Source organism: Dietzia sp. CH92, assembly GCF_032248695.1.
Classification (GTDB): Bacteria; Actinomycetota; Actinomycetes; order Mycobacteriales; family Mycobacteriaceae; genus Dietzia.
The window spans coordinates 22,250-46,019 of the sequence record NZ_JAVHXC010000007.1 but is presented as its reverse complement, the minus strand read 5'-3'; the positions used below and the strand labels follow the sequence as shown (position 1 = coordinate 46,019).

The 23,770-nt window shown below is 70.1% G+C and carries 16 protein-coding genes, 1 tRNA gene and 1 pseudogene; 10 read left to right on the top strand and 8 right to left on the bottom strand.

Translation table 11 applies throughout. The annotated features are described in order from the left end of the window. Positions 1–36: 36 nt before the first annotated feature. Positions 37–1,860 (bottom strand): NAD(P)/FAD-dependent oxidoreductase, encoded by a 1,824-nt coding sequence (locus tag RWK90_RS14170; RefSeq protein ID WP_314038262.1) that lies wholly within the window; start codon positions 1,858–1,860, stop codon positions 37–39. A 69-nt stretch (positions 1,861–1,929) separates the two neighbouring features. Here RWK90_RS14170 and RWK90_RS14165 point away from each other — a divergent pair, with 69 nt between their 5' ends. Beyond that, entirely contained in the window at positions 1,930–3,021 is a 1,092-nt protein-coding gene (locus RWK90_RS14165) for a GAF domain-containing protein (protein ID WP_314038261.1), read from the top strand. Between the two features lie 108 nt (positions 3,022–3,129). Next, on the top strand, positions 3,130–4,383 hold the full coding sequence (locus RWK90_RS14160; protein WP_314038260.1) for a pyridoxal phosphate-dependent aminotransferase: 1,254 nt from the start codon (positions 3,130–3,132) through the stop codon (positions 4,381–4,383). Positions 4,384–4,519: 136 nt separating this feature from the next. Here RWK90_RS14160 and RWK90_RS14155 read toward each other — a convergent pair. The 4 genes and pseudogenes from RWK90_RS14155 to RWK90_RS14140 form a co-directional block, all read right to left on the bottom strand. Next, positions 4,520–5,857: pseudogene (locus tag RWK90_RS14155) on the bottom strand (UDP-glucose dehydrogenase family protein); the annotation flags it as partial. A gap of 115 nt (positions 5,858–5,972) precedes the next feature. After that, positions 5,973–6,536, bottom strand: coding sequence for a dCTP deaminase (gene dcd / locus RWK90_RS14150; RefSeq protein ID WP_314038259.1), 564 nt, complete (start codon positions 6,534–6,536; stop codon positions 5,973–5,975). After that, a complete protein-coding gene (locus RWK90_RS14145; RefSeq protein WP_314038258.1) occupies positions 6,517–7,281 on the bottom strand; it encodes a hypothetical protein in 765 nt (254 codons plus the stop codon). The genes dcd and RWK90_RS14145 overlap by 20 nt, the downstream gene beginning before the upstream one ends. A gap of 162 nt (positions 7,282–7,443) precedes the next feature. Then, on the bottom strand, positions 7,444–8,256 hold the full coding sequence (locus RWK90_RS14140; RefSeq protein WP_314038257.1) for a DUF2470 domain-containing protein: 813 nt from the start codon (positions 8,254–8,256) through the stop codon (positions 7,444–7,446). A gap of 214 nt (positions 8,257–8,470) precedes the next feature. Here RWK90_RS14140 and RWK90_RS14135 point away from each other — a divergent pair, with 214 nt between their 5' ends. The 6 genes from RWK90_RS14135 (at position 8,471) to RWK90_RS14110 (ending at position 15,263) form a co-directional block, all read left to right on the top strand. Further along, positions 8,471–8,737: a hypothetical protein gene (locus RWK90_RS14135; RefSeq protein WP_314038256.1), complete on the top strand. Its 267-nt coding sequence runs from the start codon at positions 8,471–8,473 to the stop codon at positions 8,735–8,737. 61 nt (positions 8,738–8,798) lie between these two features. Continuing rightward, a tRNA-Gly gene (locus RWK90_RS14130) sits at positions 8,799–8,872 on the top strand. Positions 8,873–9,083: 211 nt separating this feature from the next. Next, entirely contained in the window at positions 9,084–10,541 is a 1,458-nt protein-coding gene (locus RWK90_RS14125) for an AMP-binding protein (RefSeq protein WP_314038255.1), read from the top strand. Positions 10,542–10,604: 63 nt separating this feature from the next. Further along, entirely contained in the window at positions 10,605–12,485 is a 1,881-nt protein-coding gene (locus tag RWK90_RS14120) for a DUF3556 domain-containing protein (RefSeq protein WP_314038254.1), read from the top strand. Positions 12,486–12,489: 4 nt separating this feature from the next. Continuing rightward, positions 12,490–13,908, top strand: a complete 1,419-nt coding sequence (locus tag RWK90_RS14115) for an NAD(P)/FAD-dependent oxidoreductase (protein ID WP_314038253.1) — start codon at positions 12,490–12,492, stop codon at positions 13,906–13,908. A gap of 59 nt (positions 13,909–13,967) precedes the next feature. Next, on the top strand, positions 13,968–15,263 hold the full coding sequence (locus RWK90_RS14110; protein ID WP_314038252.1) for a helix-turn-helix domain-containing protein: 1,296 nt from the start codon (positions 13,968–13,970) through the stop codon (positions 15,261–15,263). A gap of 15 nt (positions 15,264–15,278) precedes the next feature. Here the strand turns inward: RWK90_RS14110 and RWK90_RS14105 are convergent, their stop codons facing one another. Continuing rightward, a complete protein-coding gene (locus RWK90_RS14105; protein ID WP_314038251.1) occupies positions 15,279–16,256 on the bottom strand; it encodes a methyl-accepting chemotaxis protein in 978 nt (325 codons plus the stop codon). A gap of 230 nt (positions 16,257–16,486) precedes the next feature. Here RWK90_RS14105 and RWK90_RS14100 point away from each other — a divergent pair, with 230 nt between their 5' ends. Then, a complete protein-coding gene (locus tag RWK90_RS14100; protein ID WP_314038250.1) occupies positions 16,487–18,325 on the top strand; it encodes an acyl-CoA dehydrogenase in 1,839 nt (612 codons plus the stop codon). A gap of 211 nt (positions 18,326–18,536) precedes the next feature. After that, on the top strand, positions 18,537–20,177 hold the full coding sequence (locus tag RWK90_RS14095; RefSeq protein WP_314038249.1) for a catalase: 1,641 nt from the start codon (positions 18,537–18,539) through the stop codon (positions 20,175–20,177). Positions 20,178–20,333: 156 nt separating this feature from the next. Here RWK90_RS14095 and RWK90_RS14090 read toward each other — a convergent pair whose 3' ends face one another. Next, entirely contained in the window at positions 20,334–22,256 is a 1,923-nt protein-coding gene (locus RWK90_RS14090; protein ID WP_314038248.1) for a peptidoglycan binding domain-containing protein, read from the bottom strand. A gap of 163 nt (positions 22,257–22,419) precedes the next feature. Next, positions 22,420–23,733 carry an acetyl-CoA C-acetyltransferase gene (locus RWK90_RS14085; RefSeq protein WP_314038247.1) on the bottom strand — a complete coding sequence of 438 codons (1,314 nt, stop codon included), beginning with the start codon at positions 23,731–23,733 and terminating at the stop codon, positions 22,420–22,422. Between the last annotated feature and the right edge of the window lie 37 nt (positions 23,734–23,770).

Sequence of the window (23,770 nt, the reverse complement as noted above, 5' to 3'; positions counted from 1 at the left end):
TCTATTTCGCCTCGCGCGGAAGAGACCAACTACCGGTCAGCATGTGTGGTACGTCTCCTGGACCCGGTACACCGGAGTGTCGAGGCCCTCCATCCGAGCCTTGAGTTGCAGCGCGAGGTACTTGGAGTAGTGCCGCGACTGGTGCAGGTTGCCACCGTGGATCCACAGTTGGTCGACGTTGGTCGGCTTCCACATGTTGCGGAGCTCGCCCTCCCACGGCCCTGGATCACGGGTGGTGTCAGAGCCGTAGCCCCACACCTTGCCCACCCGATCCGCGACTTCCTGGGACACGAGGTCCACAAGCCACTGGTTCATCGAGCCATACCCGGTGGCGTAGACGATGAGGTCTGCGGGCAGCACGCGCTCGCCGTCGAGTTCGACCCCGTCGGGCAGGATTCGTGACACCTGCCCTCGCTCCAGGGCCACCTCGCCGTCGATCAGCAACTGGCTGGCGCCGACGTCGATGTAGTACCCCGACCCGCGTCGCAGGTACTTCAGGAAAAGCCCTGACCCGTCCTCGCCGAAATCCAGGTCGAACCCGACAGCGCGAAGCTTGTCGTAGAACTCGGAATCCTGCTCGGCCATCTGCTCGTAGACGGGGATCTGTGCGCCGGGGAGCAGCCGGTACGGCCAGGAGGCAAACAACATGTCCGCCTTTTCAGTGGTCACCCCGGCCTCGAGCGCCTCCTCAGAGTAGAGCGGGCCAAGAGCCAACGACATCAGCGATTCACTCCGGGAAATATGAGTGGACGAGCGCTGCACCATCGTCACCTCGGCGCCGTGATCCCACAGCGCGGCACAGATGTCATGGGCGGAGTTGTTAGAGCCGATCACCACGGCTCGCTTGCCCGCGACATCACCTTCGCCAGTGAACTCCGACGAGTGCCACTGCTCTCCTGTGAAGTCCTCCGCGCCCTCGAAGCGCGGGATGTTGGGGTAGCCGGACACCCCGAGCGCGAAGATGAGCTGGGTTGGCCTGAGCTCGACTTTCTCGCCATTCCGATCGACCCGAACCCGCCAGGTCGACGTCGCCTCATCGAACTCGGCCCCCAGGCACTCCGTGCCCGACCAGTAGTCGAGGTCCATGATCGCGGTGTAGTGCTCGAGCCAGTCCCCGACCTTGTCCTTAGCGGGGAAGACCGGCCAGTCGTCCGGGAACGGGATGTAGGGCAGATGGTCGTACCAGACCGGATCGTGCAGGTGCAGCGACTTGTAGCGCTTGCGCCACGAATCCCCGGCGCGTTCGTTTTTCTCGATGACGATCGTGGGTACGCCCAGCCGCTTGAGTCGGGCCGCAAGCCCGATCCCGCCCTGGCCGCCCCCGATGATCACCGCGTAGGGCTGCTCGGTGTAGCCGAGATTCTCCTGCCGATCGGCCTTCTGCTCGAGCCATGTCCGGCGGCCGCGCGTGATGACGTGCTCGACGCCCTTGTCGCGGTCGCGGCCCTTCTTCTCCTCGTGCCCTTTGAGTTCTTGCAGCGTGGTGAGCAGAGTCCAGGCACGGCCGTTGCGCAGCCTGAGATGGCCCCAGCCGCGACCCGACGCGGTCTCGAAACGGATCCACGCCTCGGCCACATGGTCGGCTGTGGTCGCGGGCTCGTCGAGAGTCCAACTCGAGGGCGAGACTGCGGTGAGCTGGGCATCAAGCATCTCCCGGATCTCGTCCCGGCCTTCGAGCGTGCGGATGTTCCAAGTGAAGGACACGAAGTCCCGCCAGCATCCGTCGGCCTCGAACAGCTCGGCCGCTCGCTCCGTGTCACCCGCGCTCAGCGCCGCACCGAACTCGTTCAGCCACGTCTCCACCATCTGGTCTGCGTTCGCATCGCCAGCCTGCGCGTACGTTTCCGCCGTATGGGTCATCTCCACTCCTTCGCTCTGCTGTAGCGTTTTTCATGACGCAGATCACACTTTCTCCCCAAGGGGGTGGCAATGTCGTTGCACTCGGCGTTGCGGTTCTCTGACCCAGGGACCTTTGCGGCCCGTTCGATCGAGGCTCATGAGATAGCGCTGGCCGGCGGCACGACCAGCACGCTGGACTCACGGATCCTGCGCGCATGGCGTCGTAGTGGGGCCGCGGGAATCTCCCCGGACCAGCAGGCGCCCTCCAGCGTTCTGTCCCGCGAGGAGATCGCGCACGCACGAGGTCAGACGCCGCTGCACCGGGTCGCGGCAGATGTCGTGGCGTCGGTAGCGGACACCTCGGCCGCCGGGCGACACCTCGTCGTCGTCTCCGATACGCGAGGTCGTGTGCTGTGGCGCGCGGGCAACGCGCAGGTGTTACGCCGGGCGGACTCGATCGCCTTCGTGGAGGGCGCGGACTGGTCCGAGAAGAGCATCGGCACCAACGGCATCTCGCTGGCACTGGAAGCCGGCACTCTCGCCCATGCCACGGCCGGTGAGCACTTCGTCCGCGCCCACCATGGATGGACCTGCACGGCAAGCCCAATCCGGAACTCTCGGGGCCGCATCGTCGGAGTCCTCGACGTGTCCCACCCGTTGCGCTACTCGTCCGCTGAGACCGCCGCGCTGGTGCGCTGCGGAACGCGGCTGGCCGAGTCCCTCCTCGCCGCGCTGCCTTCGCCATTCGACTCCGACAGTCGTACCGAGGCGAGCTACGCCGGCACCCCAGGCCGAGACCCGGGCCATGATCGGACCGCTCACGCCAGCGCCGTCACCTCGATCCGGCTTCTGGGGTGGAAACCGGCTGTGATTCGGGCGGACGGAACCTCGATCCCGCTCACGCCGCGCCGGGCGGAACTGCTCGCCCTGTTGGCCTCCCGCGAGGCGTGGTCTGCGCGGGCGCTGTCTGAAGCCCTCTACGAGGACCCGTCCGCCACCACCACGGTGCGAGGCGAGGTTCGTCGGCTACGTCAACTCACCGGGCTGTCGATCGACTCGCAACCTTACTCACTGTGTCCGCGCGAGCGCGAGTGCGTTGACTACCTCTCTGTGGAACATCCCGATGACCTTCTTCCGGACTCCGAGATCCCGGCGATCATCGACCTCCGGTACGGGATCTGACCGCAGCGATCCGCCTACGACCGACGACTCCTCCTCCGACCGACGACTCCTCCTCCGACAGGGCATGTGGCGCCGGGCACGAGGAGGCGGGTGGCACAATCGGCAGGTATGACCCCTGAGACCACGGGACGCACGCTCCGCCAGCCGCGCACGCTCGACCAGTCCTCCAAGCTCAAGGACGTCCTGTACGAGATCCGCGGGCCCGTGCTCGCCCGGGCCAACCAGCTCGAGGCGGAGGGTCACCGCATCCTCAAGCTCAACATCGGCAACCCCGCGCCGTTCGGGTTCGAGGCGCCGGACGTGATCATGCGCGACATGATCGCCGCGCTCCCCCACGCCCAGGGCTACTCGGAGTCCAAGGGGATCCTCTCGGCCCGCCGCGCCATCTTCACGCGCTATGAGCTCGTCCCCGACTTCCCCCACCTCGACGTGGAGGACATCTACCTGGGCAACGGCGTGTCCGAGCTCATCACCATGACCATGCAGGCGCTCCTCGACGACGGCGACGAGGTCCTCATCCCGGCCCCGGACTACCCGCTGTGGACCGCCATGACGTCGCTCGCGGGAGGCAAGCCCGTCCACTACCTCGCGGACGAGGACAACGACTGGAACCCGTCGCTGGAGGACATCGCCTCGAAGATCACCCCGCGCACCAAGGCGATCGTGGTGATCAACCCCAACAACCCGACCGGGGCGGTCTACTCGCGCGAGGTCCTGCAGGGGATCGTCGACCTGGCGCGCGAGCACAGCCTGCTCATCCTGGCCGACGAGATCTACGACCGGATCGTCTACGACGAGGCCCAGCACACGTCGATCGCCACGCTGGCACACGACCTGCTGGTGCTCACGTTCAACGGCCTGTCCAAGACGTACCGGGTGGCCGGGTACCGGGCCGGCTGGGTCGCGATCACCGGGCCCAAGGCGCACGCCGCCGGGTTCCTCGAGGGGCTCGAACTGCTGGCCTCGACCCGGCTGTGTCCGAATGTGCCGGCGCAGCACGCCATCCAGGTGGCGCTGGGCGGCTATCAGTCGATCAACGAGCTGATCGAGCCCGGCGGGCGGCTACACGAGCAGCGCGGCATCGCGTGGGAGAAGCTGAACTCGATCCCCGGCGTGAGCTGCGTCCGGCCGATGGGCGCCCTCTACGCCTTCCCCCGTCTCGACCCGAACGTCCACGAGATCCACGACGACCGCCTGTTCGCTCTGGACCTGCTCGAGCGTGAGCGGATCCTCGTCACCCAGGGCACGGGCTTCAACTGGCCGGACCCGGACCACTTCCGCGTGGTCACCCTGCCCGCGGCGCGGGACCTCGGGATGGCGATCGAGCGGATCGGCAACTTCCTCGCGTCCTACCGGCAGTAGCCCGGGCGAGGAGTCACCCCGTCAGCGGGGTCGTCACGGCGCCCCGCGGGAACGCCGCCCGCGGTGATTCCGTGCCCGCCCCGGCGGCCGAACCGGCGACCGGCCCGACACCCGCCCCCGCACCCGGCGCGGCGACCGCGGGGACCCCGCGTCCGAGGGCGCGGTAGGTCCAGCCCGCGGCGCGCCAGCGGTCGGCGGGCATGCAGTTGCGCCCGTCCAGCAGGATCCGGCCCCGCGCCACGCCGGCGACCGCGGGCGGGTCGAGCTCGACGAACTCGGCCCACTCGGTGGCCACCAGCACCACGTCCGCGCCCTCACACGCGGCCAGGGCGGACCCGGCGTAGGTCAGGGTCGGGAACAGGGCCCGCGCGTTGTCCAGCGCCTGCGGGTCGTACACCACCGCGCTGGCGCCCTTGAGCGAGAGCATCCCCGCCACGTTCAACGCGGGCGAGTCACGCACGTCGTCCGAGTTCGGCTTGAACGCCGCCCCCAGCACCGCGACGGTCTTGCCGATCACCGTGCCGCCGCACGCCTGGACGGTCAGGTCCACCATCCGCTCGCGCCGGCGCATGTTGATCGAGTCGACCTCCCGCAGGAACGTCATCGCCTCATCGGCGCCCAGCTCCCCGGCGCGCGCCATGAACGCCCGGATGTCCTTGGGCAGGCAGCCCCCACCGAACCCCAGGCCGGCGTTCAGGAACCGCCGCCCGATGCGCGGGTCCATCCCGATCGCATCGGCCAACACCGTCACGTCCGCGCCGGCCGCCTCGCACACCTCCGACACGGCGTTGATGAAACTGATCTTGGTCGCCAGGAACGCGTTCGCACTGACCTTGACCAGCTCGGAGGTCGCCAGGTCCGTCACGATCACCGGGCACGGGTCCGACTCGAGGATCGGCGCGTAGGCCTGCTCGACCAGCTCGCGGGCGGGCCCCTGCTCGTCCGGCCCACCGGGCAGACCGATAACGATCCGGTCCGGCGTCAGGGTGTCGGCCACCGCGAACCCCTCGCGCAGGAACTCCGGGTTCCACACGACCTCCACCCGCACCCCGTCGGTCGCGTGCCAGTCCGCGATGCCCTGCAGCCGGGCCGCCGTCCCCACCGGGACCGTGGACTTGCCCACCAACACCGCATCGGCGGTCAGCAGCGGCACCAGGCGCGCGACCACGTCCTCCACATACGAGGTGTCGGCGCCGAACTCGCCCTTGCGCTGCGGCGTGCCGACCCCGATGAAATGCAGGTCCGCGAACCCGGCGGCCTCGGCGTAGTCGGTGGTGAACCGCAACCGCCCCGACTCCACGTGCCGCGCCAGGATCTCCGGCAGACCCGGCTCGTAGAACGGCACCTCGCCACGGCGCAGCCGCTCGATCTTCGCCTCGTCGACGTCCACCCCCAACACCTCGTGGCCCAGCTCGGCCATGCAGGCGGCGTGGGTGGCGCCGAGGTACCCGGTCCCGAACACGGTCAGTCGCATGGCGCCGTTCTACCGCGTTCACGCGGCGCGGTGGGAACGCGCTGGTGAACGGCGGACGAGCAGCGCGCGCCGCGGAGGCGACGAGCCCCGCCGACGGCGGGCGGGGCGGGTCAGCTCACCGGAAGTTGAGGTAGGCCTTGGAGGCGGTGGGGCCGCGCTGGCCCTGGTACTTGGATCCCACCCGCGCGCTGCCGTACGGGGTCTCGGCGGGGCTGGAGAGCCGGAACAGGCACAGCTGGCCGATCTTCATCCCGGGCCACAGCGTGATGGGCAGGTTCGCGACGTTCGACAGCTCGAGCGTGATGTGGCCGTCGAAACCGGGGTCGATGAACCCTGCGGTGGAGTGGGTGAGCAGCCCGAGGCGGCCGAGGGAGGACTTGCCCTCGAGGCGACCGGCGAGGTCGTCGGGCAGGGCGAGCCGCTCGAGGGTGGCGCCCAGTACGAACTCGCCGGGGTGGAGGACGAACGGGTCGCCGTCGGCCACCTCGACCAGCTCGGTGAGCTCGTCCTGCTGCTGCGCCGGGTCGATGTGGGTGTAGCGGGAGTTGTTGAACACCCGGAACAGCCGGTCGAGTCGGACGTCGATGCTCGACGGCTGGATCAGCTGGGGGTCGAACGGGTCGATGCCGAGCCGTCCGGCGTCGAGCTCGGCACGGAGGTCACGGTCGGAGAGCAGCACGGTCCTGAGGGTACCGCGCGCCCCCTGCCAGCAACCGGAGCTGGGTGCCGAGCTCGGTGACGCCCGTGCACGCCTCGGCGAAGGGCAGCCGCTCGCGGCGGATGCGGCCCTCGCGGTCGACGAGCTCGATGTCGACGCCGGCGCGGTCGATGCCGATGAGCAGGGGGCGCACGGCGGGCAGGCAGCGGCAGACGCGCATCGCGATGCGGGGGACGACCTGGCAGCGGGGGTCGTTGAGGTGGTCGAGCCAGTGTCCCTCGAGGTCGGTGAACGGGTCGGGTCCGGAGGTGGCGAGGTCGTCGGGGGCGATGTCGGTGACGCCGTCGTCGTCGGTGAGGATGATCTTCTCGGCGCGGAGCCGGACGAGCGCGGAGTCGGATCCGACCCCCAGGAGGGCGGAGTCGGGGAGGTCTCGCGCGATGTCCGCGGCGGTGATCCGTTGGGAGCGCGTGCCGGTCTGTTCGACGCGGCCGTCGACGACGACGATGCGGCGGCAGCGTCCCTGTGCCACTCCCCCGACGACCTCGTCGAGTACCTCGAGTCGGGCGGTGACCCCGCCGAACCCGATTGTCGCGGCGTCGGCCATCGGGATCACCAGGCTGAGGTCGGCGGTCCCCGGGGTCTGGTGCACGAGGGCGACCGCGGGCGTGGCGGTGGGCAGAGCCAGGTAGCCCCTCGCGCAACGGCGTAGCGCCGAACTCGCCCGCTCGGCCGGCTCAGGGACGGGTCCCACCAGTGATCGCATGCCTTCGCCTCTCGTCGTCGCGGTTCCCGTCTCCCGTTCCGGCGCCTCAGGGACGGCGCCGGAACGGGGAGCGGGGTGCGGGGACGTGACTACCCGCAGCGATGAACTTAGGTAAGGCTTACCTCAAAGGCAAGGCTTTTCAGGAAAATTTTGTGCGGCAGCTCACCGTGACAGCTCGGCGAGGACGCGGTGGACGTCGTCGGAATCGTCGCAGACCTGCGGGAACGCCACGCGCACGAGCTCACGGAACCCGGAGTGCACGGAGCCGATGTTCACGTCGATCCCGTAGCGGTCGATCCCGGCGAGGCAGGGCTCGGTGCCCGCGATCTGCCGCCCTGCGCGCAGCGCCAGCCGGGCGGCCAACCCCCGGTCCGCGGACAGTCGCCGCAGCCACGCCTGCTCGTCCACCGCGATCGGGTCCACGCCGGCGGCCGCGAGATCCGAGCGCGGCACCACGTGCACCCCGTCGGCCCCGACGTAGGTGATCTCCAGCGGCTGGAGCTCGCTCAACCTCAGCGACCCGACGTCCCCGCTCCCGTCGTGATCGCCGCCGTCCGCCGCGACCAGTCGACGCCGCCGCGCCGGAGAGGAGGCGGTCACGATCCCCGAGAGGGTGACGATGCCGCGGGCGACCGCGCACTCGTCGTCGTACTCCCTCCCCCGGCCCCCGCACGGCGCGGGACGGCCGTCGAGGGAGAACGAGGGGCGCGGCGCGGCGCCACGACACCGGCCCGTGCAGACGATGTCCACGATCTCCACCGTCGCGGAGGCGCCCGGGGCCGCGACCCGCGCGACGTCGCCCACCTCGCGCGCCGCCCCGCCGACGTCCACGACCAGTACGACGATCCCGTCGTCGCGGACCCGCGCCGACCGCAGGGGACGGCGCAGCATCCCCGCCCCGACGGTCCCCGACGCGCCGCGCGCCAGCACGGTCCTCACCCGTTCCGCGACGGGCCGCTCCCCCACGCCGTCCATCACGCACCTCCTGTCAGCGCCGCCCGTCCGCCGGGCGCCGTCCGTGCAAAACGGACTATCCTCCAGTTCAGCGCCGGAGGGAACCCGTTCCTTCCCGATTCACCCCGGAATCGACGTGAGACCTGCCACATCGGGCGCCGGGCCCGCCCGTCGCGTTCCCCCTGACGCCGTCACGGATATGCACCGACCGCGGCTGACGTGGTGAAATGGGCCCATGGACGAGTTCAGGGAAGAGCCCTCGAAGTACATCTGGCGCTGGACCCAGTGGTCGTGGGTGTGCGTCGGCGTGGGCGTGCTCATCGTGCTGATGGGGGTCACCAGCGGCGGCTCCGTCATCCCGTGGATCATCGGCGGACTCGCGATGGCGGTGATCGGCGGCGTGGCGTTCGGGTTCGTCCCCCGCGCGTCCCTGAACCAGCCCAAGCGCCCCATGACGCCCGGGGCGAGGCGGAAGTCCGCGCGGGATTCCACCCGCAAGTGACCCGGGTTCCCGACTCCGGTCGGGGGCCGTGCTAGTCTGAACACCGCCTCCAGCAGGCGATGCCGATGTAGTTCAATGGTAGAACTTCTGCTTCCCAAGCAGACAGCGCGGGTTCGATTCCCGTCATCGGCTCCACACCGATCAAGGCCCTCCCGCCGGGAGGGCCTTCGTCGTTTCCGCTCCGCCGTCTCCGCTCGGGTCTTTCCGCTCCGGGGCTTCCGCCCCGACCGCCCGCGGTAGTGCACGGTGCACAAACGCTCCGGTGAACTTCGTCACATCTCACGATGAACGCCCTGATCGCGGCCAGTAGTGTCCGAGATCACACAGGCCGTGACGAGGAGACGATGTGACACCCGGATACCTCCCCAGAGCGCTGGCGGACCGCTACGGAGACGCCCCCGCCATCCGCGACGAGCACACGCAACTGACGTTCCGCGAGCTCGACGCGAGGGTGTCCGCCGTCGCCGCACAGTTCCGCGACCTCGGCGTGAGCAGCGGAGACGTGGTGGCCGTGATGCTGCCCAACCGCAGCGAGCTGGTGATCTCCATCTTCGCCGCCTGGTACCTCGGCGCGGCCGCCACCCCGATCAACCCACAGTTCACCGCCGCCGAGGCCGACCACCAGATCGCGGACGCCGACGCCGCCCTCGTCGTCAACGCCGGGCACGGCTCCCCCTCAGGAGGCCGCCCCGCGGTTAGCGTTGATGACCTAAGGACCGCCGGGGAGGGACCGGAGCTCGACCCCGTCGAGCTCGCCGGTGACGAGCTCGCCCTGGTGATCTACACCAGCGGCTCGACGGGACGCCCCAAGGGCGTGATGCTCACCCACGACAACGCCACGGCGATGTCCGGGATGATGGTCGAGTCCATGCGGATGACCGCGGACGACCACTGCCTGCTGGTCCTGCCGTTGTTCCACGTCAACGCGCTCATGGTGAGCCTCCTGGCGCCGCTCCGGGTGGGCGCCCAGCTCACGATCCTCGGCGGCTTCGACGCCACCAGGTTCTTCGACACCGTCGAACAGCGACGCCCCACCTACTTCTCCGCCGTGCCCACCATCTACGCCCTCCTGCTGAGCCGGGCCGAGGGCCGGCGGCCGGACATGTCCTCCCTCCGGTTCGCGGTATGTGGTGCCGCCCCGGCCACCCGCGAACTGCTCGCCGCGGCCGAGGAGTTCCTCGACGCACCCATCCTCGAGGGGTACGGCCTGACCGAGGCCACCTGCGCCTCGGCCGTCAACCCCATCGACGGCCCCCGCAAGCCCGGCACCGTCGGCCCGGCCCTGCCCGGCCAACGCATCCGCGTCGTCGACGACGCCCTCCACGACGTCCCCACCGGCCAGACGGGCGAGGTGCTCATCACCGGCCCGACCGTCATGGCCGGCTACCTCAACCGGCCCGAGGCCACCGCCGAGACGATCGTCGACGGCTGGGTCCGGACCGGCGACGTCGGCAGACTCGACGAGGACGGCTACCTCACGATCGTCGACCGCCTCAAGGACATGATCATCCGCGGCGGCGAGAACCTCTATCCCAAGGAGATCGAGAACGCGATCGGCAGCCTGCCCGGCGTACTCGAGGTGGCCGTGGTCGGTCGCCCCGACGACGTCATGGGCGAGGTTCCCGTCGCGTTCGTCGTCCCCTACCCCGACGCCGACCTCACGCCCGAGGCCGTGATCGAGCACTGCCGCCGCCACCTCACCCGCGCGAAGGTGCCCGTGCACGTCGAGATCACCCCCGAGCTGCCCAAGAACCCCGTCGGCAAGATCGACAAGCCCGGGCTCCGGGCGTCACTCGCCGCCTGACCCGGGCCCTCCCGCCCTCCCCACCCGATCCCTCACCCTCATCCCGCCCACCAAGGAGTACCCATGGCATTCCTCACCGCCGACGTACCCGATATCGACCCGGACAAGTTCGAGTCGATACCGGTCATGGAGCGCATGAAGCTGCTCGCCCACCACTGGGTCGACCACGGCTTCGGCGCCCCGAAGATCATGCACTCGCTCTACCTCGTCAAGGGCCTGTTCTTTTTCCTCGGGGGCTGGCTGATCATCGGCCTGTCCACGCCCGGCCTCCCCCTGACCGACCTCGGGGCCTGGTGGGGTGAGCTGATCGTCTACCAGAAGGCGATGCTGTGGGTCGTCCTGTGGTCCGCCACCGGGTTCAACGAGTCCTGGGGCCCGCTCGCGTTCAAGTTCAAGCCCAACACCGCCGGCTACCGCTACTGGATGCGCACCGGGACGCTCCGGCTCCCGCCGTGGCCGGACAAGGTGCCCTTCACCAGGGGCGACGAGCGCAAGGCCGTCGACGTGGCCCTGTACTTCGGCATGCTCGCCAGCCTCTTCCTCGGACTGGTCCTGCCCGGCCAGCAGACCGCGGCCGCCTACAGCGAGGCCGGCCTCGTCCCGGCCTGGCCGTTCATCGCCTACGTCGCGCTACAACTCGTCCTGGGCCTGCGCGACCGGGTGACGTTCCTCGCCTCCCGGCCCGAGCAGTACTCGGTCATCCTGCTGGGCTTCGGCGTGCTCACGATGTACGGCGGCGGCCACGTGGACATGATCGTCGTCGCCAAGATCGCCATGTTCGCCGTGTGGTGGGGCGCGTTCCTGTCCAAGATCGGCGTCCACTTCACGCCCACCGTGCAGACTATGCTCACCAACGGCCCGCTGATCAGGTCCAAGGCACTCCGTAGGTCCCTCTACCGGGACGCCCCGAACGACCTCATGCCCACCAAGGTCGCGTTCTTCGCCGCCCACGTCATGGGCACGGTCGTCGAGTTCGTGGTCCCGCTCATCCTGCTGTTCACCACCAACTGGACCGTCGCGGTCCTCGCGGCCGCGTTCATGATGTGCTTCCACGTCTTCATCTACTCGATGTTCGCCCTGGCCATGCCGCAGGAGTGGAACCTCTTCTACGTCTTCGCGACGCCGATCGTGTTCCTGGCCTTCTTCAGCGGCGACGGTTACGCCCTGTGGGACGCGAGCAGCCCGTGGATCGTGGTGGGCGCCGCGGTATTGACCCTCACCCTGCCGATCGTCGGGAACTTCCGCCCGGACAAGATCTCGTTCCTCATGTCCATGCGCCAGTACGCCGGCAACTGGGCCAACTCCACCATGGCGTTCCGGAACAACGGCTGCGAGGCCAAGCTGGACAACCCCGAGTTCGTCACCTCCATGACCTCGCCCAAGCACCAGCTCTCGAGCCTGTTCGGCGAGGCCGGCGCGGAGATGTTCCTCCAGAAGACCACCGCGTTCCGCATGATGAACACCCAGGGCCGCGGCCACATGTCGATCTTCCCGGACGTCGTGGACAGCATGGAGAACTACCGGTTCCGCGAGGGCGAGGTCATGTGCACCTTCTTCTCCGGCTGGCAGTTCGGCGACGGGCACCTGTTCGACGAGCGGACGATCGCCGCCGTGCAGAAGCGCTGCCACTTCGCCCCGGGCGAGTTCCTCAGCGTGTGGACCGAGTCGCAGCCGCTGCACAAGAAGACCATCGAGTACCGGGTGATCGACGCCGCTCTCGGCGTGGTCGAGCGCGGCCATTACGACGTCCGCGACGTGGTGAAGGAGCAGCCGTGGCTGCCGAACGGCCCCATCCCCTACACCGTGACCTGGCGTCATCCGGAGTACCTGCCGGCCGCGGAGCGGGCCTCGTCGACGGTGCCGTCCTCCCCGGGCGCCGAGGGCGACCTGTCCACCGCCCCGACCGCGGCGGGTCACGACGAGTCCACCGTCGGGATGAGCTGAGTCCATGCCGACAGCGATCATCGTGGGCAGCGGACCCAACGGTCTGGCCGCCGCGTTGACCCTCGCCGCCGACGGAGTCGATGTGACCGTTCTGGAAGCATCCGACTCCGTCGGCGGCGGGACCCGCTCGGGCGAGCTGACCGTCCCGGGCCTCCTGCACGACCAGTGCTCGGGCTTCCACCCGCTGGCACTCGACACCGGCTTCAGCCGCCGGTTCGACCTCGAGGCGAACGGTCTGCGGTGGGCCCTACCCGAGATCCAGTACTCCCATCCCCTGGACGGTGGTCGGGGCGCGGCCGTGTGGCAGTCGGTCGAGCGGACCGCCGCCGGCCTCGGCACCGACTCGGCGTCCTACCAGCGGATGTTCGGCCCCCTCACCGACCGGTTCCCCCGGATCACCGAGGACTTCCTCCGACCGCTGCTCCACGTCCCCGAGCACCCGGTGGCCCTGGCGCGGTTCGGCACCTACGCCGCCCTGCCCGCCGGGATGCTCGCCCGGCGGTGGCGGACCGACGAGGCCCGCGCCCTGTTCGCCGGGGTCGCCGCACACGCCTTCCGCCCCCTGGGCTCCTTCATGTCCTCCGCCATCGGGGTGGCCCTCGGAACCGCCGCCCACCGCTACGGGTGGCCGGTCGCCGTCGGAGGGTCGGAGACCATCGCCGCCACGATGGCCCGGATGCTGCGCGCGCGTGGCGGCCGGATCGAGACCGGGACCACCGTCCGCGACGTGTGCCAGCTGGGCGCCCCGGACATCGTCATGCTCGACACCTCCCCGACCGCCGCCGCCCAGATCCTGGCCGGCGTCCTGCCCCGCCGGGTCGAGCGCGCCTATCGTCGCTTCCGCCACGGCCCGGCCGCGTTCCAGGTCGCCTTCGCCGTGGAGGGGGCCATCCCGTGGGCCCACGAGCCGTCGCGTCGCGCGGGCACCGTCCACGTCGGGGGGAGCTTCGCCGAGATCGCCGACGCCGAACGTCAGGTCGTGAACGGCAGGATGCCGGCGCGGCCGTTCATCCTCGTCGGACAGCAGTCCGTGGCCGACCCGGGCCGCGCCCGCGACGGGATCCACCCTGTCGACGCCTACGCGCACGTCCCCGCCGGATGGACCGGGGACGCCACGCAGACGATCATCGATCAGATCGAGCGCTTCGCGCCGGGGTTCCGTGACCGCGTCCTGCACATCCACACACGCTCGCCCGGACAGATCTGGGAACACAACCCCAACTACGTGGGCGGCGATATCGTCACAGGTGCCAACGATCCCCGCCAGTTGGTCTTCCGCCCCAGGGTGGCTCTCGACCCGTACTCGACCGGCGTGCCGGGCGTCTACATCTGCTCCGCGGCCACCCCGCCCGGCGCCGGGGCGCACGGGATGGCCGGGTGGAACGCGGCGCGCTCCGCGCTGACCTACCTGTCCGGGCGTTGATCCGCGAGGAAGGACACGGCACGGCCCGACCCCGGCAGGGGCACGCGCCGAACCCACACATGCTCAGCACCACGCCACAGAACCCGGAGCGACTCCGCGAGCTCACCCGCCGGATCGGCCTGCGGCTGAGCCCCGAGACCGACGTCATCTCCGTGAGCATGACGGCCGCCATCGAGGACGCCGTCGGCGAGCTCACCGACGAGGACATGCGGGCCGCGCTCCACGCGAGCGTCACGAACAACGTGGAGGTGATCATCGACCTGCTGTCCCACACCAGGGACCCGCACGACCTGCCGCCGCTGCCCGACGCCATGCACTACGCCGTGGTCCTCGCCCGCCGGGGCGTCTCGAGCGCGGCGCTGCGCCGTGCGTACCACGTCGGCTCCGACCGCCTCCTGGCCCACGTGTTCGACCAGGTGCAGGAGATCGACTGCGCGGACCACGAGAAACTGCCTCTGTACCACCACCTGGCGGGATGGCTCTACCAGTACGTCGACGAGATCACCCGGACCGTGATGGCCGCCCACGAGGAGGAGGTGCGCTACTCACACAACCAGGCGGCGCGCTCCATCAACTCCCTGGTGAACCGTGTCCTCGACGGCGAGGACGTCGGCGCCCCCGAGTTCGAGAGGGTGACGGGGTACCGCCTCAACCAGGTCCACGTCGGCGCTCGGGTCTGGATCGACGACTACGGTTCCGTGGCCGATCAGGCCCGCCTGCTCGCGAACATCGTGGAGCAGACCGCGCGCGTCCTCCGGGTGTCCCGCGCCCCGCTGATGATCGCCACCGGCCGCGCCACGGCCGAGGTGTGGTTCGGGATGGAGGGGCGCCGGGACACCGTCGACGTCCGCGAGGTCGCCCCGGTGGCGGCGACGACCCGCGGGGCCCGCATCTCGTTCGGCGCGCCCGCCGTCGGGATCACCGGTTTCCGCTCGACCCGCACGCAGGCCCGGCAGGCCGCTCCGGTCGCCCAGGTCTCCACCACGGGCGACGCGCACGTCGTCTCGTACTCGGACGACGGGATCCCGGTGATCGCACGCCTAGCCGAGGACGTCGCCGCCACCCGGAGGTGGGTGCACGAGGTCCTCGGCAGCCTGGCCGTGGACAGCGAGGACGCCGCCCGCCAGCGGGAGACGGTGCGCGTCTTCCTCGACTCCGCGGAGAACTATTCCGACACCGCGGCCCGGTTGCTCCTGCACCGCAACACCGTCAAGTACCGGCTGACCAAGGCCGAGCACGAGCTGGGGCGTGGCCCGGGCGAGAAGCGACTCGACACCCATCTGGCGCTGACGGTCTGCGAGGTGCTGGGCGACGTGGTCCTCTCAGCCGTGGACGGTGCGCGGCCCACCCGGTAGCGGCCGCGGCCCGTCTCAGGACGGGGACTTGCCGTTCTCGCCGCCCCGGCGGCGCAGCAACTGGAAGCCCGGGATGCCGGCCACGGCCTCGAGGCACTGCTGGGCGACCTCGAGGATCTGGTGGACCTCGGGCGCGACGGTGTCCATGGACGCCAGTACCGGCATGATGTCGGTCTCCAGGCTCTCGCCCAGCGCCGGCAGGTGGTCGATGAACTGCACGACCGCCTTGATCTCGTCCGGGTCCACGGACTCGAGGATCTCGCCGGCGATCGGCTCCAGCAGGGCGACGGTCTCGTCCGCCCAGACGAGCACCTCGGTCAGACGCGTCGCGACCCGCCGTGCGACCTCGGGGTCCAGCTCGGCGTCGACGAGCAGCGCCTCCACGACGGGCTTGACCGGGGCCAACGCGGAGTCCGCGAAGTCGACGAGCGGCGCGACGCGCTCGATGAGCCCACCGGCGTCGAGGACGAGTTCGTCCGCGGTGTCCACGATCGCGCCGACGCGGGCGACCACGCCCTCGGCGGAATCGATCGTCGCGTCCACCCGGCGCACGACCCCCTCCGCGGAATCAATGGTCGCGTCCACCCGGCGCACCACGCCCTCGGCGGAATCGATCGTCGCGTCGACCCGACGCACCACGCCCTCGGCGGAGTCCACCGTGTGGTCCACCCGGCCGACGATCCGCTCCGCCGCGGACACCGTCACGGCCACCTGGTCGACCATCTCGTTGGCCCGGGCCACCGTGCCGCGGACCTCGTCGACGGTCTCCGTGGCCGAGACGACGATCCCGTCGATCGCGCGCACGGTCCTGTTCACCTCGTCGAGGAGCACCTGGACGCGCTCGACCACCACCTCGACGTCGTCGAGCAGCGCCAACACCCGGGCGGGCAGGAGCATCAGCTCCCTCGCCAGACCCAGCTGCCACTCGACCACGCGGAACGCCGCCCCCACCACGGACGTGGCGGGAGGAGTCCGCCGCTGGATCTCTGCCATGAGGTGATTCTGCCCCACCGGCCCGCGCGGCGTGGGCACCCCGGCGAGCGCGGCACGGCATGCACTGCCTGCGGGAATCAGAGCCTTCCCTCACCTTGGACTGTTCGCCCGGAACGCATTAGCATCTGCGTTGTTACCGACGAGTAGGTTCGAGGGCCCCGCGGAGGGCGCAACCGACTCTTCGGGCGCGACCAATTCCATGACACGCACTCCGAACGGAGAAGACCGTAATGGGTCACTACAAGAGCAACGTCCGGGATCTCGAGTTCAACATGTTCGAGGTCCTTCGTATGAACGAGGCACTCGACGCCGGCGAGTTCGGCGACATGGACACGGAGACCGCCAAGGGGATCCTCGGCGAGGTCGCCACTCTCGCCGAGGGGCCGGTAGCCGACTCCTTCGCCTCCGCGGATCGCAACCCGCCAGTGTTCGACCCCGAGACCCACTCGGTCTCCATCCCCGAGGACTTCAAGAAGTCGTTCCGGGCCTGGTTCGACGCCGGATACTGGTCGATGGGCCTGCCGGATGAGATCGGCGGCATGCCGGCGCCCCGCGCCATGGTGTGGGCCGTCGGCGAGATGATGCTCGGCGCCAACGCGCCCGCGTTCATGTACTCGGCCGGTCCGTCCTTCGCCGCGGTGCTCTACGAGAACGGCACCGAAGAGCAGAAGCAGTGGGCCGCCACCTGCGTCGAGCGTGGCTGGGGCGCCACCATGGTCCTCACCGAGCCCGACGCCGGTTCCGACGTCGGCGCCGGCCGGACCAAGGCCGTCAAGCAGGACGACGGCTCCTGGCACATCGAGGGCGTCAAGCGGTTCATCACCTCGGCCGACTCGGACGACATGTTCGAGAACATCTTCCACCTGGTCCTCGCGCGCCCCGAGGGCGCCGGGCCGGGCACCAAGGGCCTGTCCCTGTTCTTCGTGCCGAAGTTCCACTTCGACTTCGATAAGAACGAGCTGGGCGAGCGCAACGGGGTGTTCGTCACGGGCGTCGAGCACAAGATGGGCATCAAGGCCTCGACCACCTGTGAGCTCACCTTCGGTGGCCACGGTGTGCCCGCCAAGGGCTGGATGGTCGGCGGCGACGAGCTGAACCAGGGCATCCGCCAGATGTTCGACGTCATCGAGCACGCCCGCATGATGGTCGGCACGAAGGCCATCTCCACCCTGTCCACGGGTTACCTCAACGCGCTGGAGTTCGCCAAGGAGCGCGTCCAGGGCGGCGACATGACCGACATGGCCGACAAGACCGCTCCGCGCGTGACCATCACCCACCACCCGGATGTGCGTCGCGCGCTCATCCGCCAGAAGGCCTTCGCCGAGGGCCTGCGAGCGGTGTACATGTACACCGCCGCCCACCAGGACCCGGAGACCGCGGTCCGCGCGTCGGGGGCCGACGCGCAGCTGGCGCACCGGGTCAACGACCTGCTCCTACCGATCGTCAAGGGTGTGGGCTCCGAGCGCGCCTACGAGCTGCTCACCGAGTCGCTGCAGACCTTCGGCGGGTCGGGCTTCCTGCAGGACTACCCGATCGAGCAGTACATCCGCGACGCCAAGATCGACTCCCTCTACGAGGGCACCACCGCGATCCAGGCGCAGGACTTCTTCTTCCGCAAGATCGCCCGCGACCGCGGCACCGCCGTCGGCCACATCTCGGCGCAGATCAAGCAGTTCCTGGCCAGCGACGCCTCGAACGGCCGGCTGGCGGCCGAGCGTGAGCTGCTGGCGACCGCGCTGGCCGACGTCGAGGCCATGATCGGCACCTGCTTCGAGCACCTCATGGGCTCCCAGGAGGACTCCACGCGCCTGTACACCATCGGGCTGGCCTCGGTGCGCGTGCTCATGGCGTTCGGTGACCTCATGATGGGCTGGCGCCTGTTGGTCGGCGCCGAGGTCGCCCTCGGCAAGCTGGACGGGGCGAGCGACGACGACAAGGCCTTCTACACCGGCAAGATCGCCGCCGCCCGGTGGTTCGCGAAGAACGAGCTGCCCCTGCTCACCGCCACCCGCGGGATCGTCTCGGGGCTCGGCAACGAGCTCATGGAGCTGGACGAGGCCGCGTTCTGACGCTCTTCTGACGGGCGGGACCACCCCGACCGGTCACCGAATCCGCTACTCCGACTCCGGATCTGCTCCCCTCCTACGGGTAGCGGATCCGGAGGCCGGGTAGCGGATTTCGTGTATGCGCGAGCGGTGGTGTCCGGGAGTCGCGGGTCCTAGGGTCGGGGCCACGACCAGCCCCACCGGACGGGCGAAGCCTTCTACCCGAGGAGAATCGATGTCCGAAGAGCGCAGGCAGGACGACCCGACCCTGACCACTCGTCAGGGCCACCCGGTCCACGACAACCAGAACACCCGTACCGTCGGGGCCCGCGGCCCGGCGACGCTGGAGAACTACCAGTTCCTCGAGAAGATCAGCCACTTCGACCGCGAGCGGATCCCGGAGCGCGTCGTCCACGCGCGCGGCTTCGTCGCCTACGGCGAGTTCGAGGCGACCGGCAAGTGGGGCGACGAGCCCATCTCGAAGTTCACGCGGGCGAAGCTGTTCCAGGAGCCCGGCAAGAAGACCGACGTGGCGATCCGCTTCTCCACCGTCATCGGTGGACGCGATTCCTCCGAGGTGGCGCGCGATCCGCGTGGGTTCGCGGTGAAGTTCTACACCGAGGACGGCAACTGGGACCTCGTCGGCAACAACCTCGGTGTCTTCTTCATCCGCGACGCGATCAAGTTCCCCGACGTGATCCACTCCCTCAAGCCGGACCCGGTCACCTTCCGGCAGGAGCCGGCGCGGATCTACGACTTCATGTCGCAGTCGCCGGAGGCGATGCACATGCTGGTCAACCTCTTCAGCCCCCGCGGCATCCCGGCCGACTACCGGCACATGCAGGGTTTCGGCGTCAACACCTACCGCTGGGTCAACGCCGAGGGCGAGAGCCGGCTGGTGAAGTACCACTGGCTGCCGCACCAGGGCGTCAAGAGCCTGACGGAGGAGGACGCGGCGAACATCCAGGCCCATGACACGGGCCACGCCTCCAAGGATCTCTACGAGGCCATCGAGAACGGCGACTACCCCAAGTGGGACCTCGTCGTGCAGATGATGTCGGACGACGATCACCCCGAGCTGGACTTCGATCCGCTGGACGACACCAAGACGTGGCCGGAGAACGAGTTCGAGCCCAAGCTCGTGGGCACCATGACGCTCAACCGCAACGTCACCGACCACCACAACGAGAACGAGCAGATCTCGTTCGGCACCGGCGTCCTCGTCGACGGCCTGGAGTTCTCCGACGACAAGATGCTGGTCGGCCGCACGTTCTCCTACAGCGACACCCAGCGCTACCGCGTGGGCGCCAACTACCTGCAGCTGCCGGTCAACAGCGCCAAGAACGCCACGGTCGCCACCAACCAGCGCGGCGGCACGATGTCGTACGGGGTGGACCTGCAGGGCCAGAACCCGCACGTGAACTACGAGCCGTCGACGATGAACGGTCTCCGCGAGGCGCGGCCCACCGGCGAGAAGGAGGTGGGCCCGGAACTGCGGGGACGCCTCACCCGCAGCGAGTACCCGCGCACCAACGACTACATGCAGGCGGGCCAGCGCTTCCGCCTCATGGAGGACTGGGAGCGCGACGACCTGGTGAAGAACTTCATCGACAACATCGGGCAGGCCACCCGTGAGGTGCAGGAGCGGATGGTCTGGCACTTCTTCCTCTGCGAGGACGAACTCGGCCAGCGCGTCGGCGACGGACTGGGCATCTCGGCCGACGACGTCCGTCACCTCGAGCCGCTGCCCAAGCAGCAGCTCACAGACTCCGAGCTCGAGCGGCTGGCGAACCTCGGCAAGAACGGGCCCCGGAACGTCGAGGGCCTGATGATGACGCACTGCGTGCCCAACGAGCGGGTCGTCGTCGAGCGCTGAGCGCCCCCACCGAAATCCGCTACCCGGACGCCGGATCCGCTACCCCCGTGGGAGTAGCGGATCCGGGCGGGGGGTAGCGGATTTCGTGCGTGCGGGCCGCGTCGCGCGCGGCGGCGTGCGCGGCGGCGTGCGCGGCGGCGTGCGTGCGGGCCGCGGTCAGTTGCCGGGCAGGCCGGGGATCCGGATCTCCGGCAGGCCCGGGATGCGGATCGGGCCGGGCCCGGGCGGCGGGGGCGGCGGCGCGGCGTCGGCGGCGGGCGGCTCGGACCGGCACTCGATCCGCTCGCGCGGGGCGTAGGTGGAGGCCACCGTGTCGGTGCTGACGGTGGTGTCGCCGCGCTGGACGGTCCTGGTGACCCGCGCGGTGTAGCCGTCACGGCCCGGGTCGGGCGTGCATCCCGCCGAGGTGACGACCCGGGTCGGCGCCCTCCGGATGTCCGTGCGCGGGGCGGTGGAGACCCGGACGGTGTACTCGCGCGTACCCCACAGGCGGACGGTCACGGAGTTGCCGCTGCCGGAGGCGTCGATCACGAGCCCGGTGTCCTGGGCGTTGCGGAACGCCACGTCCGCCGACGCGGTCGCGTCCCGCCCCGCGGGGAACGCGTCACCGTCGACCCCCCGGGAGGCCCGCACCGGGTCCTGGGCGCCGGCCTCGAACGCGGCGTTGAACAGGGCGGTGGCCACCGCGTCGGCGGAGGGGTCCCCGGACACCGTGCCGGTGACCTCCTCCATCGAGAAGCCCTCCCCCGCGGGGATGAAGTGCCCGGCCAGGGCGGCGATCATCGACTGGGCCTGCCCGTTCGCGCCGACGGCGACGGTGAACTGGCCCACCGGCTCCCGGATGCCGGCCCGTTCGGCCTCCTCGGTGGTGAGCTCGGGATCGCGGCCCACGTATCCGACGGGCAGGACGCGCGGGCCCTCGGTGTCCGTGACCTGGCCGGGCAGTGCGCCGAGCAGCGGGCCCCATTCGACCGTGCGGCCCTGCACCGCCGGGACGACGGTCGCGGTCGTGCCGCTGAACTCGAAGGTGGCGTCCCTGCCCTCCTGCTCGGTCTCCGCCAGGAGCGGCTCGAGGATCCCCTTGGCGGCGTCGGCGTCGAAGCGCGGTTCCAGCACGTCACCCTGGCGGACGAACGTGAGGTACTCGCCGATCCGGTCACGGGGGAAGAGGACGGGCACCGCACCCGGGTCGTCGGGGTCGACCATCTCGATCTCCCGCTCGGCAGTCTCGGGGCGCTCCCGACCCGCAGGCACGGGCGGGGGCGGCATCCGGGTGGTGACGGTGACGGTGGAGGGCTCGGTGCCGTCCTCGCGCATCCGGGAGGCCAGCAGCGTCACGTCGCGGGAGGCGGCGGGTTCGGCCACGTCGCGGATCAGGGCACGGACCTGCTCCGCGTCGGTCTCGGTGGGCGTGTAGTCGACGGGCAGGTCCACGCCGTCGTCGTCGAGCCAGTGCTCGAGCACCGCGTCGCGGGAGTTCTCGATCTGGAGGCGCTGGCCGTCCAGGGGGATGGCCGAGCGCACCTCGTCGCGGTCGAACCAGATCGCGCCCTCCCGGGGCTCGAAGTCGGCCTGGAGCGCGAGCCGCTCGAGGAAGTCGGTCAGCCGCTCGTCGGGGATGACGCTGGCGATCCCGACGTCCGTGGACCACACCAGGCTGATCAACCGGGTGACCGGGTTGAGGGGCTGTTCGCCGGCCCGGTCCAGGGTGCCCTGCCAGTCCACGGACAGCCCGACCGCCCGCGGGTCCAGGGTGGTGCTCACGGCCCCGGCGCGCAGATCCACCTCGTCGTCGACCCGCGGTCCCAGTTGCTCCACCAGGCGCTGTTCGGCGTCGGCGAGGGTCATTCCCCCGACCTCGATCCCGGAGACCTCGGTGCCGCGGGGCACGCGACCGATGCTGTTGACCAGGTCGAAGCCGTACAGCACCGCCAGCGCCATGAACACGCCGACGCCCGTGTACAACCACCGCGACCGCACGCGGTAGCGCCGCCGGTCGGACGCGGCCGGGTGGGGGCCGGCGCCCTCGATGGCGACGGGGCGGGCCGGACCGCCGTCGGTGCTGGTGGACTCGTCCACTCGTCACGCCTCCTCATGAAGCGGGCGGGGTCCCCGGCGGGGCGCCGGCCTGAAAGACTCCCGCACGAAGCACTGTGAACACCACTATGACCGACCGGTGCCGATGAGTGCAGCCCCCGCGCCGGGCGCGGGGGCTGCACTGGTCAGGCGTGCGCCGGGTCGGTCAGCGCTCGATGATCGCGGTGACGCCCTGGCCGCCGGCCGCGCAGATGGAGATGAGGGCGCGGCCGCCGCCGTTCTGCTCGAGCAGCTTCGCGGTGGCGGCGAGGATGCGGCCGCCGGTCGCGGCGAACGGGTGCCCGGCCGCCAGCGAGGAGCCGTTGACGTTGAGCTTGGACCGGTCGATCGAGCCCAGCGCCTTGTCGAGGCCCAGGCGCTGCGTGCAGTACTCCTCGGACTCCCACGCGGCCAGGGTGGCCAGGACCTGCGAGGCGAACGCCTCGTGGATCTCGTAGTAGTCGAAGTCCTGCAGGGTGAGGCCGTTACGGGCGAGCAGGCGCGCCACCGCGTAGGTCGGGGCCATGAGCAGACCGTCCGGGTTGCGCCCCTCCTTGCCGTGGATGAAGTCCACGGAGGCGGTCTCGGAGTCCACGAGGTAGGCGCGCACGGGCAGCTTGTGCTCGGCCGCCCACTCCTCGCTGGCCAGCAGCACCGCGGAGGCGCCGTCGGTGAGCGGGGTGGAGTTGCCGGCGGTCATGGTGGCCTCGGTGCCGTGGGCCTCCGCGTCCCGCTTGCCGAACACGGGCTTGAGCTTGGCCAGCTTCTCCTCGGAGGAGTCGGGCCGCATGTTGTCGTCGCGCGCCACGCCGAGGTACGGGGTGACCAGGTCGTCCTGGAAACCCGACTCGTAGGAGGCGGCGAGGTTGCGGTGACTGGTGGCGGCCAGGGCGTCCTGGTCGGCACGGGACACGCCGAACTCGCGGGCGGTGATCGCGGCGTGCTCGCCCATGGACAGGCCCGTGCGCGGCTCGGCGTTCTGCGGCTGCTCCGGGACCAGGCCCTGGGGGCGGATCTCACCGAGCAGCTTGAGACGGTCGACGGTGCTCTTGGCCGCGGTGAGCTTGATGAGGGTCTTGCGCAGGTCGTCGTTGACGGCGAGCGGGGCGTCCGAGGTGGTGTCGGTGCCGCCGGCGATGCCGGACTCGATCCGCCCGAGCGCGATCGCGTCGGCGACCTGGATGGCAGCGGCCAGACCGGTGCCGCAGGCCTGCTGCACGTCGTAGGCCGGGCTGGAGGAGTCGAGCACCGAACCGAGGACGGACTCGCGCGTGAGGTTGAAGTCGCGGGAGTGCTTGAGGACGGCACCGGCGACGACGGAGCCGAGACGCTCTCCCTGCAGGTTGTAGCGGCTGGCCAGGCCGTCGATCGCGGCGGTGAGCATGTCCTGGTTGGAGGCGTCCGCGTACTTGCCGTTCGAGCGGGCGAAGGGGATTCGGTTGCCGCCGACGATGGCGACCTTGCGGGGGCTGGTGGTCACGTGTGTCACTCCCGTTTGTTCTCGGTGTCCGGTGGCC

Bases quoted from the DNA above. Each gene is read 5' to 3' on its own strand.
- RWK90_RS14160 (WP_314038260.1), top strand. From the start codon at position 3,130: ATGACCCCTGAGACCACGGGACGCACGCTCCGCCAGCCGCGCACGCTC.
- RWK90_RS14105 (WP_314038251.1), bottom strand. From the start codon at position 16,256: ATGGCAGAGATCCAGCGGCGGACTCCTCCCGCCACGTCCGTGGTGGGG.
- RWK90_RS14145 (WP_314038258.1), bottom strand. From the start codon at position 7,281: ATGCGATCACTGGTGGGACCCGTCCCTGAGCCGGCCGAGCGGGCGAGT.
- RWK90_RS14120 (WP_314038254.1), top strand. From the start codon at position 10,605: ATGGCATTCCTCACCGCCGACGTACCCGATATCGACCCGGACAAGTTC.
- RWK90_RS14095 (WP_314038249.1), top strand. From the start codon at position 18,537: ATGTCCGAAGAGCGCAGGCAGGACGACCCGACCCTGACCACTCGTCAG.
- RWK90_RS14165 (WP_314038261.1), top strand. From the start codon at position 1,930: ATGTCGTTGCACTCGGCGTTGCGGTTCTCTGACCCAGGGACCTTTGCG.
- RWK90_RS14100 (WP_314038250.1), top strand. From the start codon at position 16,487: ATGGGTCACTACAAGAGCAACGTCCGGGATCTCGAGTTCAACATGTTC.
- RWK90_RS14115 (WP_314038253.1), top strand. From the start codon at position 12,490: ATGCCGACAGCGATCATCGTGGGCAGCGGACCCAACGGTCTGGCCGCC.
- RWK90_RS14170 (WP_314038262.1), bottom strand. From the start codon at position 1,860: ATGACCCATACGGCGGAAACGTACGCGCAGGCTGGCGATGCGAACGCA.
- RWK90_RS14140 (WP_314038257.1), bottom strand. From the start codon at position 8,256: ATGGACGGCGTGGGGGAGCGGCCCGTCGCGGAACGGGTGAGGACCGTG.
- RWK90_RS14135 (WP_314038256.1), top strand. From the start codon at position 8,471: ATGGACGAGTTCAGGGAAGAGCCCTCGAAGTACATCTGGCGCTGGACC.
- RWK90_RS14110 (WP_314038252.1), top strand. From the start codon at position 13,968: ATGCTCAGCACCACGCCACAGAACCCGGAGCGACTCCGCGAGCTCACC.